At 73.1% G+C, this 11,585-nt stretch carries 10 protein-coding genes; 2 read left to right on the top strand and 8 right to left on the bottom strand.

The features are described from left to right. Positions 1–154 precede the first annotated feature (154 nt). The 4 genes from FLW16_RS18550 to FLW16_RS18535 all read right to left on the bottom strand — a co-directional run bounded on the left by FLW16_RS18550 (position 155) and on the right by FLW16_RS18535 (position 3,189). Complete coding sequence (locus FLW16_RS18550; protein WP_142561341.1) at positions 155–745, bottom strand: dihydrofolate reductase family protein; 591 nt, start codon at positions 743–745, stop codon at positions 155–157. A gap of 72 nt (positions 746–817) precedes the next feature. Further along, positions 818–1,606, bottom strand: coding sequence for an NAD(P)H-binding protein (locus FLW16_RS18545; RefSeq protein WP_185949486.1), 789 nt, complete (start codon positions 1,604–1,606; stop codon positions 818–820). After that, entirely contained in the window at positions 1,603–2,691 is a 1,089-nt protein-coding gene (locus FLW16_RS18540) for a patatin-like phospholipase family protein (protein ID WP_221891142.1), read from the bottom strand. The genes FLW16_RS18545 and FLW16_RS18540 overlap by 4 nt, the downstream gene beginning before the upstream one ends. An 84-nt stretch (positions 2,692–2,775) precedes the next feature. Then, entirely contained in the window at positions 2,776–3,189 is a 414-nt protein-coding gene (locus FLW16_RS18535; RefSeq protein ID WP_260615374.1) for a VOC family protein, read from the bottom strand. A gap of 307 nt (positions 3,190–3,496) precedes the next feature. On the opposite strand from FLW16_RS18535, the gene FLW16_RS18525 reads away from it, so the two are divergent. Continuing rightward, positions 3,497–4,150, top strand: a complete 654-nt coding sequence (locus tag FLW16_RS18525; protein WP_142561340.1) for an SRPBCC family protein — start codon at positions 3,497–3,499, stop codon at positions 4,148–4,150. A 65-nt stretch (positions 4,151–4,215) separates the two neighbouring features. Here FLW16_RS18525 and FLW16_RS43760 read toward each other — a convergent pair whose 3' ends face one another. From FLW16_RS43760 to FLW16_RS18510, 3 genes are all read right to left on the bottom strand, one after another. Then, a complete protein-coding gene (locus tag FLW16_RS43760) occupies positions 4,216–4,824 on the bottom strand; it encodes a hypothetical protein (RefSeq protein ID WP_185949485.1) in 609 nt (202 codons plus the stop codon). Positions 4,825–4,952: 128 nt separating this feature from the next. Next, a complete protein-coding gene (locus tag FLW16_RS18515) occupies positions 4,953–7,505 on the bottom strand; it encodes an ABC transporter permease (RefSeq protein ID WP_260615376.1) in 2,553 nt (850 codons plus the stop codon). A gap of 5 nt (positions 7,506–7,510) precedes the next feature. Continuing rightward, positions 7,511–8,251 carry an ABC transporter ATP-binding protein gene (locus tag FLW16_RS18510; protein WP_142561337.1) on the bottom strand — a complete coding sequence of 247 codons (741 nt, stop codon included), beginning with the start codon at positions 8,249–8,251 and terminating at the stop codon, positions 7,511–7,513. Positions 8,252–8,369: 118 nt separating this feature from the next. Here FLW16_RS18510 and FLW16_RS18505 point away from each other — a divergent pair, with 118 nt between their 5' ends. Continuing rightward, positions 8,370–8,642, top strand: a complete 273-nt coding sequence (locus FLW16_RS18505; protein ID WP_185949484.1) for a heavy-metal-associated domain-containing protein — start codon at positions 8,370–8,372, stop codon at positions 8,640–8,642. A gap of 17 nt (positions 8,643–8,659) precedes the next feature. Here FLW16_RS18505 and FLW16_RS18500 read toward each other — a convergent pair whose 3' ends face one another. After that, positions 8,660–11,569: a BTAD domain-containing putative transcriptional regulator gene (locus FLW16_RS18500; RefSeq protein WP_142561335.1), complete on the bottom strand. Its 2,910-nt coding sequence runs from the start codon at positions 11,567–11,569 to the stop codon at positions 8,660–8,662. Positions 11,570–11,585 lie beyond the last annotated feature (16 nt).

The following is an 11,585-nucleotide window of genomic DNA, read 5'->3' as shown; positions in this document are numbered from 1 at the left end:
GCCCGCCTTCACCATGGGCAACGCCTGGCAGTTCTTCATGGGCTACCGCTTCGCCATCTTCAACTACGCCACCCAATCCCTGGGCGGCGCGGTCACCGTCAACCGCTTCGACCTCACCACCCCCTGATCCCGGCGGCGCGGCCTGCGCGACTCGCTACTCGACGGCCCGGCGGTAGGTGCACACCTGCACGCCGGTGCCGCCGGTGGTCGCGGAGACGAGTTCGAGCCTGTGCCGCAGGCCGTCGCTCGGGAAGATCGTCTTCCCGCCGCCGAGGATCACCGGCATGACGATCAGCCGGAGCTCATCGACCAGGCCCTCGTGCAGGAGGGTGCGCACGAGGCTCGGGCTCCCCATCACGACCAGGTCGCCGTCGCCCGCATCCCGCAGTTCGCCGATGCGGGCGACGGCCGCGTCGCCGGGGATTCGCGTCGTGTTCCAGGTCAGTTCGTCGTCGCCCAGCGTCTCGGACACCACGTATTTCGGCATCGCGTTCATCCGGTCCGCGAACGGGTCACCGGCCCGCGCAGGCCACGCCGCGGCCATGTTCTGCCAGGTGCGGCGGCCGTAGAGCAGTCCCTCGGCCTTGCCCACGGTGTCGTTGAAGGCGCCGCCGACGGTCTCCGGGTCGAAGAACGGGTGCGTCCAGCCGCCGTGCGCGAAGCCGCCGTCGGTGTCCTCCTCGGGACCGCCCGGCGCCTGCACCACGCCGTCCAGGCTCATGAACTCGATGACCACGATGCGCATGGCGCTCTCCTCTGTGTCTGCCGGTCTGTGTCTGCCGGCGCCGTCGTGGTCCCCACAGTAGCTACCGAAAAATTAATTTGTCAAGACAGTCGATTCGTTCGGTCCGGTCCGCCCCAGGGCGCGGGAGACGACCGTCTCGGCGGGCCGGCCGAGCACCCGTTCGAGGTCGTCGGTCCGCTGCTCCAGCATCCCCGCGCGGACCTGCGCGTTGATCCAGCTCATCGGGCCCGGCCCGGCGTCGGGCACCTCGCGGTAGGGCACGCCGAGCGCCTCGGCCACCTCGGGATAGCTCCACAGGGGCCCGGTGAAGTCGTACGCCCGGCCCAGATGCCCCTCACCGGTCAGCACGTTGGCCGCCGCCTCGGCGAGATCCGACCGGAACGCCGTGTTCAGGCCGCGCCCGCCGGTGCTGCTGGTGATCTCACCCTCGACGACCCGCGGGACGAACGCGTCGCTGTAGAAGGGGTGACGCAGGAACGTGTGCGGCAGGCCGCTGCGGATGACGGCCTGCTCCGTGGCGTGATAGGCCTCCGTCATGCCGGTCGCGCCGGTGCCGGCCCCCAGGAAGCTGGTGAAGACGACCGCGCCGACGCCGGCCTCCTTGGCGGCGGTCACCGCGTTGAGGTGCTGCCCGATCCTGCGGGCGGTGTCGAGCTCCGGAGAGGAGATCAGGAGGAGCCGAGTCGCCCCGTCGAACGCCTCGCGCAGACTCGCCGGGTCGTCGTAGTCACCGCGGCGTGCCGGAACGCCCTCGGGCGCGCGGCCGGGGTCGCGCACCGCGGCCACCACCTCCGTACGGGTGCGTAGGTGCTCGATGACGAGGCGGCCGAGCGCGCCGGAGGCGGCTGAGATCACGATCATGGGCCAAGTAGACTCCCGGCCGTCTCGGCCCTGCCACCGGTTTTCGCGGGGGGACGGTAGCGGGCGCGGTAGTCGTCCCAGTCCCAGGTGGACAGGAAGGCCGCCGCAGCCGTCCGGCCGTTGAGGTAGAGGTCGAGCTTCTGCCGCTCGTCGAGGTCGAAGTCGACCACCCCCACGCCCTCGGTGTCGACCTGGATGGTGCGGGCCCTGACCCAGGGCTGGTCGAGGTACGTCTGGTCGTGGCCGACGATCGCGGTCCCGACGAGGGACGTCAGCAGCCGCAGGGCGGGCAGGTGGGGAGCCCCGACGAGCGGCAGCCTGAGCGTGTCCTCCCGGAACGCGGGGAGCAGCTTGACCCCGAACGTGGGCCAGCGCGGCTGCCGCCCGTCCTGCCGGTCGAGCGTGTCGATGGGGAAGTTGGACAGCACTCCGCCGTCCACCAGGGTCGACACCAGCCCGGTGCCGGGATCGGCGATCGTGACGGGCTCGAAGAAGAAGGGGATCGACATCGAGGCGCGGACCGCGTCGGCCACCCGCTGCCTGCCCGGCTCCGCCACGCCGTAGACACTCCGGTAGTCCCACGGCAGGCGCACCAGCCGGCCCAGGGTGACGTCCGTGGCCGTCACCACCAGGCTGTAGCGCTGGTCCTCGCCCATCCAGGGCGCCGGGTCGTCGAGTGCCAGGTCGTCGAACGTCTCGACACCCAGGTCGGCCAGCTCGTTGCCCAGCCACTCCCGCAGGTGGTCGCCCTCGAACACACCCCGTTCGAACAGCAGGGACAGCAGCGAGAACCCCCTGCCGACCAGCGGGACGCGCTCCACGGCGGACGCGTCCCTGAACGTGCGGTAGTCGACGTGGAACAGGAGCTCGCGCATGCGCTCCGGCGGCATCCCGGCCGCGGCCAGGGCGCCCACCACCGCCCCCGCGGAGGTCCCGGCGACCCGGGTGCCCGCGGGCCGCCCGAACCGGTATCCGGCGGCGTGCAGTTCGTGCAACGCGCCGACCAGGCCGACGCCCTTGACGCCGCCGCCCTCCAGCACCAGGTCGGCCCGCTTGTCCACCCCGTCCATCCCGGCCATCGGCATCAGCCCTTCTTCCGACCGTCCTCACCCGGATCTACCGTGTTCGGACGGCCCGGGCCCCGGCGCCGCGCCATCACGACCGAACCCTCATTCCCCCTTGTCCTGCTCCCTGTCTTGGGGATACCAGCGCAGTTCGATGACGTTGCCGTCGGGGTCCTTCAGGTAGACCGAGGTGGCGACGCCGCGCGCCCCGAACCGGGGGCCGGGTCCGTCGATGACGGTGAAGGCGCCGGAGTCGATGACCTCCTGCCAGTCCAGCGGCTCGACGACCAGACAGAAGTGGTCGACGTTCGGCTCGCCGCGGTCTCCGCGCAGCAGGTCGATGATCGTGTCCGGCGACACCCGCACCGAGGGGAACGGCGCCTTTCCGGCCCGCCACTCGTCGACCCGCACCGGCTCAAGGCCGAGGACGTCGCAGTAGAACGCCAGCGACCGCTCGACGTCCGCCACGGTCAGCACCAGATGATCGAAGCCCTTGACGCGCATGTTCGTTGTGCTCATGGATCCAACGATGCTCGTCGCGGCGGCCGGCACCAAGCCCCGATCACACTACGATCGAGATCGAGACCTTCCTGACGCTGGCCGGGGAGCTGCACTTCGAGCGCACCAGCCGGGTCGTCCGTCTCACGCCGATCGGGCGGCGGCTCGCCGACGACCTGGCGCCCCCTGCTGCGCCGACCACGTCTGAGTCTCAGTCGCCCTCGGCACCGCCCCCGGTACGTGAACGATTCGGTATGGCCTCTTCTGTAAGGGGTTGCGGTTGCGATAGAAGATCACTCGTACCATTTCTCCTCCTTTCGAGGTACATGTGAGAAAGATCCTGCGAGTGGCCGCGGCCCCGATGTTCGCCGCCGCCTTCCTCCTCGCCGCCCTGTCCGCTCCCGCGAACGCCGACACCACCGGCACGACCGAGAGCGACGCCGAGATCGCCCAGGAGTGGCAGACCGCCTGGGACACCTACCACTTCACCGACACCACCCCGCCCGCGCCCGGCTCGGGCCGCAGCCGGGTCACGAACAGCATCTCCGTCGACATCGACGCGCCGATGCCGCAGACCTTCTACAAGTACTCCGACTTCAACAACCACATCGGGAGGAACCCGTTCCTGAAGCGGGTCGTCACACACAAGGAGTGGCCGACGCCCCCCGCGCTCTACCGCAACCTCACGGCGATCGAGGAGATCCCGTACGAGGGCACGATCGTGGTCAGCAAGACCCACGCGCAGCAGCGCCTCCACGCGGACGGGTTCTACTACGAGACCGACAGCTGGTCGCAGCCCAACGTGGTCACGCACCAGAGGATCGACTTCAAGCCGCTGCCCGACGGGAAGACCCGCGTCACGGAAAACCTCACCTTCGAGGCGGACTCCTCGCTGATCGACTTCGTCGCCGCGAACGGCACCGCCTCGCACCAGCAGTTGCAGACGGCCCTCAAGCAGGCGATCGAGAGCGGCGAGCTCTGATCCCCCGGCACCACTGAAAAACGGGCGTCTTCCGTGAGGGAGACGCCCGTCTCGTGTCAGGTCTGTCAGTGCCCACGCAGAGTCTGGTTGATCGAGCAGTTCTTGATCCCGCCTCTGCAGTTGCCGCTGAGGGAGTCGGTGAAGACGCTGACGCTCGACACCTGCTGGACGCCGGCGAAATCGACGGCGCTGTTGCCCGCGGGGGCGTTCACGTTGCGCTTGCCCGTGTTGAGCTGGAAGGGCGGGCTGCTGATCGTGGGCGCGTTGGCGGTGTTCATGCCGCCCGTGTGCTGCGTGCCGCCCCCGCCGTGACCGAAGCCTCCGCCGTCACCGAAACCACCGTCGAGGCCACCCCCGAAACCAGCGAGACGAGCGCCGATGCGGGCTCCGCCGTGACCGTGGCCCTTGCCCTTCTTCCCCTTGCCCTTCTTGCCCTGACCGCCCTGACCGCCCTGGCCGCCCTGGCCGCCCTGGCCGCCGTGGCCATGCGCGCCGTGCCCACCCTGGCCGTGCCCACCCTGGCCGTGCGGGCCGTGGCCGGCGGCCGGGACCGGCGCCGCCAGTGCCCGCGGCGCCGCCGTGACGCTCGGCATCACGATGAGGAGCGCGGCGACGGCCAGACGCCGGGCGGACATCGCCACGACGCGGGATCTTTCTGCCCTGTTGTCGCCCATCCGATCCACACCTGCCTTTGCTTTGGTACACAAGCGACGCATCCGGCTCATACCCCTCGCTATGCCTCTCTTCTCCCGAGGTGCGATGTGCTGTGCGGTTGCTGATCCCTTCTTTGCGCGCGAGGCCCTCAGGACGTGGCGATGGCGGTGAGCACGTCGAGCCTGGCCGCGCGGCGAGCAGGCAGCAGCCCGGCCAGCAGCCCGGTGACGGCGGCCACGGCGACGACGAGCAGGAGCGGACCGACCGGCAGCGTGAGCGTGGCCTCGGTGGTGCGGCCCAGCGCGGTGACCGTGCCCGAGGCGAAGGCGACGCCCAGGCCGACCCCGGCGACGATCGCCAGTGCCGCGACGAGGACCGCCTCACCACGGATCATCCAGCGCATCTGTGCGTCGGTCATGCCGACCGCCCGCAGCAGCCCGAGCTCACGGGTCCGCTCGATGATGGACAGGGCGAGCGTGTTGGTGATGCCCATCAACGCGATCAGGACGGTGAGCATCAGCAGCGCGGTCACCAGCCCCAGGACCTGGTCGATCATCGCGTTCCGCCCCGCGACGGCCGCCGCCTGGTCGCGCACCTGCGCGGTCGGGGCGTCGGCGAGGGCCCGTTCGATGGCCTTCCTCGCGTCCGCGTCGCTCACTCCGTCGGCGGCCTTGACGAAGACGCTCGCGTCGACGTGCTCCCGGTAGTTCCGCTCGAAGGTGTCCAGCGAGATCACGTAGCCGGTCGACAGCGCCTGGGCGTCCCGGTCGCGCAGCAGGCCGACCACCGGGAGGCGCCGGGTCCCGGTGCGGGAGAACGTCATCGCCAGGGTGTCGCCGATCTTGAGGTGCCGCTCTTCTGCGACGTTCGCGGCCAGGACGACCCCGCCGTCCGCGACGGCGTCCAGGCGTCCAGCGACCATGTGGAGCGAGGTGACGCGGGGCAGCGTGGCCGGGTCGACCGCGGTGAGCGCCTCGGTCGACTGGCCGTCCTTCCAGTGGCCGTAGCGCAGCCGGGAGGCCACGGCGACCTGCGGCAACTCGCTGACGTGGTGATAGGCGTGCGCGGGCAGCCCGCCCAGCATCTCGTTGCGGGCGCTCTCCACCACGTAGTCGGCGGTGATCACCTCGGTGTACGACCGCGCGGTGGACTCCTTGATCGAGGTTCCCAGCACGGTCGTGAAGCTGATGAGCGCGAGGCCGAAGGCCAGCGCCAGGGCGGTCGCGGAGGTGCGCCGGGGCGCCAGCGCCGCCGACTCGCGCGCCAGCCGTCCGGGAACGCCGGCCGCGCCGAGCGGCCGCCCGAGCAGCCGTACCGCGCCCGGGGTGACCGCCGGCCCGAGCAGGGCCAGCCCCACGACGGTGCTCACCGCCGCCTCGCCGAGCACGACGACCGAGCCCGGCCCGGCCAGGACGATCGACAGCCCGGCCACGCCGAGCGCGGTGAGAACCGCCCCGACGACGGTGCGGCCCCAGCCGGCCCGCCCTGTGCCCCGCCCGGAGACCCCGTCGGCCGTCGCGCGCCGCATCGCCTCGACCGGCGCCACCGAGGCGGCGCGGCGGGCCGGCCCGAGCGCCGACAGGACCGTGACGCCGACGCCGACCGCGAACGCGACGAGCATGGTCCGGGGCATGACGACGAGCCCGCCGTCGGGCAGCGTCATCCCGAAGGCCCCGGCGAGGTCGCGCAGCCCCGCCGCGCAGGCGACGCCGAGGCCGGCGCCCGCCGCGGATGCGGCCAGCCCCACCAGCAGGGCCTCGCCGAGCACCGAGCGCATGACCTGTCCGCCGGTGGCCCCGGCCGCCCGCAGGACGGCCAGCTCGCGCGTGCGCTGGGTGACGACGATCGAGAAGGTGTTGGCGATGAGGAACGCGCCGACGAGCAGGGCCGCCGCCGCCAGGGCGTACAGCATCACCTGCAGGTAGGAGATCTGCGTCTTGGCCGCCGCCGCGCTGGAGGCGGCGACGTCCCGGCTGGAGGAGACCTCATAGCCGGACCCGAGCGCGGCCGACACCGCGGCGCGCAGCCGCTGGGCGTCCGCGCCGTCCGCCGCGACGACGGCGACCTCCGAGGCGCTCCCGTCCAGCGCGAGCAGCCGCTGCGCGGCGGGCAGGGCGACCAGGGCGACCGTCGTGCCGGGCAGCCCCTCCGCCGGCCCGAACCCGGCCAGCCCCACCACGCGGAGCCGTTCCGTGCGCTCGGCCCGTACGGTGACCTCGGTGCCGAGGCCGATGCGGTGCCGGCGGGCGGTCGCGGCGTCGACCACGACCTCGCCCTCGGCGGCCGGGGCACGCCCGGCGCGCAGGGTGAACGCGCCGACCGGCGCGGGCTCCCAGGACAGCAGCAGCGACGGACCCTCCGGGACGATGGTCTTCCCGGCGACGCCGAGCAGCCCCTGGCCCCGTACGACGGGGGTGGCGGCGGCCACGCCCGGCATCGCGCGGACGCGGCCCACGACCTCGGGGGGCAGCGGGTCGCGCTCGACCTCCACGCCCATCGCCGAGTCGAACGCGGCTGCGTCGCGGACGGTCAGGTCGACCCCCGCGGTGGCCGTACGGAACTGGTCGTCGAGCAGCCGCTGGGAGGTGTCGGTGAGCACGAGGCTGCCGGTGACGAAGGTGACGCCGAGCAGGACGGCGAGCAGGGTCAGCGCCAGCCTGCCCCGGCGGGCGACGGTGTTGCGGACGATCAGGTGCCACATCGCGGTCACTTCTCCTCGTTGCTCGTGATGCCGGCCACGCGGCCGTCGGCGAAATGGACCACCTGGTCGGCGTACGCCGCTGCGTTCACGTCGTGGGTGACCATGACGATGGTCTGGCCCAGCTCACGGGCGGCGTGGCGGAGGAAGCCGAGCAGCGCCTCCCCCGCCCGGGAGTCGAGGTTGCCGGTCGGCTCGTCGGCGAAGACGATCCGCGGCCGGGCGGCCAGCGCCCGGGCCACGGCGACCCGCTGCTGCTGCCCGCCGGACAGCTCGGCGGGACGGTGCCGCAGCCGGTCGCCCAGCCCGAGCATCGCGACGATCTCGTCGATCCATGCCTGGTCGGCCCGCCGCCCGGCGAGGGTCAGCGGCAGCGCGATGTTCTCCGCGGCGGTCAGCGTGGGGACCAGGTTGAAGTTCTGGAAGACGAAGCCCACGTGCTCGCGGCGCAGCAGCGTGCGCTGCCGCTCGCCGAGCCGGCCGAGGTCGGTGTCCCCGATGAGCACCTGCCCCTCGTCCACCGTGTCGAGCCCGGCCAGGACGTGCATCAGGGTGGACTTGCCGGACCCCGAGGGCCCCATCACGGCGGTGAACCGCCCGGCGGGGATCGACAGGGTCGCGCCGTCGAGGGCCCGGACGGCGGTGTCGCCGCGGCCGTAGATCTTCACGACGTCGCGGGCCAGCGCGGCGACGTCGGTACGCAGGGGTGTCCCAGTGGTGGTCTCAGAGGTGGTCTCAGTGACGGTCATGGGGCGAGCATCGCGGCCAGGACTGTCGGCGGGCTGGTCGCGGTCTTGCCGGCCCTCGGGCGGTGCCGGACAGCGGACGGACAGCGGGCCGCCAGAGCGGGGCGGGACGCTGGACGGCATGCCAGACCAGAGCCGTCAGGAGACGACCGAGTGGCTGACCGTGTGCGTGCCGGCCCTGTTGTGCCGCAGGTGCGTGCGCCTGCTGAGCAGGCACGTGCGCGACGTTCCCGGTGTCACCGCGTTCGAGGTCGACGCCACCCGGGGTCTGCTGCGCGTACGCGGCGGAGTGGACGCGGGGAAGCTGGACGCCGAACTGCGGGCGACGCTGGCGGCTGCGGGATTCGCGGGCGACCGGTGCGAGCACCGGCGCGGCGAGCCGCCCGGCATCTGAGCGCCGGCCCGTGAGTGTCAGCCCGTGAGCGCGGCGGCCGTCTCGCGGGCGTGCGCGGCCTCGTCGGGCAGGCCCGCCTCCTCCGCGCAGCCGGCCAGGAACGACCACAGGCGGGCCCTGGCCCAGGGGAACTCGCCCTCCTTCAGCAGCGCCAGCGCGTCGCGGCACTCGCGGACGGCGGAGCCGGCGTCCCCGCGCACCCGGGCCATGCGCGCCCGCCCCCACGCCGCCCACGCCTGGCAGCGGGGATTGCGTGCCCGTCGTGCGACGTCGTCCGCCTCGGCGAGCAGCGCCGCGACGTCGTCGCCCCCGTCCACGTCCAGCCGGGTGTGGGCCGTGTGCACGAGGGCGAAGGTCAGCCCGTGGAGGGAGTTGCGGCCGCGCACCTCGTCCACGGCCTCCCGCAGGACGGCCAGGGCCTCCTCCCGCCGCCCTGACTCGCGCAGGGCGATGCCGAGATGCGCGAGGATCGCGCTGCCGATGATGCGGTCGCCGACGGCCCTGGCGAGGTCGAGACTGCGCCGCCATCGGACGACCGCGTCCTCGAAGTCGCCCACGCGCAGGGCAAGCAGCGCCTCCAGGTATTCCGTCATGCCCAGCCACCAGCCGTCGTCGGAGTCGCCCAGCTCACGCCGGCTCCGCTCGATCAGGGCGCGGTAGTGCCCGGGGTCCCCGCCGTACTGGCCGGCCCAGGCCATCACGAGCCGCGAGATCGCGGCGTTGCGTACGTCGCCGATCTCCTCGAAGACCGCGAGGCTCTCCTCGGTGGCGGTGACCGAGCGCGGGGTCGGATAGTAGACGTGCAGGAGCCCGATGCCCTGCCGCGCGCGGGCCCGTGCGGCGGCGGACCCGCCGCCGGTCTCCAGCAGCGCGGTCAGCGCCCGGGTGCCCTCATAGCGCACGCCGTAGTTCCAGAACATCACGAGCGCGCAGGCCAGCCGGAAGCCGCTCTCGACGTCGCCGCTCTCGAGGGCGTGGTCCACGGCGGCGCGGAAGTTGTCGTGCTCGTCGTAGAGCCGGGTGAAAACGGCGAGATCGCGGACGCGCATGCCGTACTCCTCGGCGAGGCGCACGCAGTAGGCGAGGTGGCGGTCGCGGCACTCGGCGACCTCCCCTGCCTCCTCCAGCCTGGCCCACGCGTAGTCGCGTACGGTGACGAGCAGCCGGAACCGCCCGGTGGCCGGTTCCGGCACCACGAGCGACCGGTCGACCAGCCGGAACAGCAGGTCGAGCACCTCTCCCCTGCCGGCGCCGCCGAAGGCGCACACCTCCTCTGCGGCGGCCGGGGTCCAGCCGCCGCGGAACACCGCGAGGCGGCGCAGCAGCCGCCGCTCGGCCTCCGACAGCAGGTCGTGGCTCCAGTCGAGGGTGGCGCGCAGCGTGCGGTGACGTGCCTCGCCGGTGCGGGGTCCCGCCGTCAGCAGCGAGAACCGGTCCGCCAGCCGGGCCTCGATGTCGGCCGGTGACAGCGCCTTCACCCGGGCGGCGGCCAGCTCGATGGCGAGCGGCATGCCGTCGAGCCGGCGGCAGATGGACGCCACCACGGGGGCCGTCTCTTCGTCGAGCGTGAACGAGGGCCGTACGGCACGGGCCCGCTCCGCGAAGAGCCGCACGGCGGGCCCGTCGTTGTGCGTGACGCTCAGCGGGCCGACCGCGACCTGCACCTCGCCGGGGATCGCGAGCGCCTCCCTGCTGGTGGCCAGCACGCGCAGCCGCGGGCAGGCCGCGGCCAGCCGCTCCACGAGGGCGGCCACGTCGTCCACCAGATGCTCGCAGTTGTCGACCACGAGCAGCGTGCGTCCGTCGCGCAGGTGCTCCTCGACGGCGTCGGCCGCTGTGTAGGCCGCCGCGGCGCCCTGCGGCGGCACGCCCAGTTCGGCGGCGAAGGCGTCGGCGACGTCCGTCCCGGGCTCCAGGGCGGCCAGGCGGACGAGCAGCACGCGGTCGGCCGGCATCTCGTCCGGCATCTCGCCCACCCTGCGGGCGATCTCGAGCGCGAGCGTCGTCTTGCCCATGCCGCCCGGGCCGGTCAGCGTCACCACCCGTGCCTCCGTTAGCCGCTCCAGCGCCGCCGCCACGTCGTCCTGGCGGCCGATCACCGACGTCAGGCGTCGTGGCAGCCGGTGCGGCTGCGGCTCCTCGCTCGGAGGGGACGGGACCTGCTGGCGGAGGATGGCCTCGGCGAGCGCCTGGAGCTCCGGCGACGGGTCGATGCCGAGCTCGTCGGCGAGCCCGCGGCGCAGCGCCTGGTAGGCGGCCAGCGCCTCCGCCTGCCGCCCGCCGCGATACAGCGCGAGCATCAGCAGGCGGTGCAGCCGCTCCCGCAGCGGGTGGCGCGCCACCAGCCGTTCGATGTCGGCGACCGCCTCGTTGTGCCCGCCGGACTCCAGCAGCAGCTCGAACCGGTCCTCGACCGCGCCCAGCCGCAGCTCCTCCAGCCGGGCGCTCTCCGTAATCGCCCACGTCGTCCGGCCGACGTCGGCCAGCGCGGGCCCCCGCCACAGCCGCAACGCCTCGTCCAGGCAGCCCAGGGCGGCGGTCGCGTTCCCTGCGGCCGTCTCCTCCCGCGCGCGTACGAGCAGCCGCTCGAACACGTGCGCGTCGACGGCGTCCGGGGGCACGGCCAGCCGGTATCCCGGGGCCTGCGTGACCAGGACGTCCGCGCCGAGCCCGGCCGCGGCGAGGGCGCGGCGCAATTTGGACACCCGGATCTGCAGGGCGTTCACCGCGTCGGCCGGCAGGTCGTCGTCGCCCTCGTCGCCCCACAGCGCGTCCGTCAGGCCGTCCACCGGCACCACACGCCCGCACGACAGGGCCAGCCGGGCCAGCAGGGCCCGCACGGACGGCGGCAGCGCCGCCGCGCAGCCGCCGGGTCCCCGCACCTCGGTCGGCCCGAGAACCGCGAACGTCACGGCCGTGTTCGGCATGTCACTCCTCGTCACC

It is taken from the genome of Microbispora sp. KK1-11 (assembly GCF_006874435.1).
Classification (GTDB): domain Bacteria; phylum Actinomycetota; class Actinomycetes; order Streptosporangiales; family Streptosporangiaceae; genus Microbispora; species Microbispora catharanthi.
This window is presented reverse-complemented; position numbering and strand designations above follow the sequence as displayed.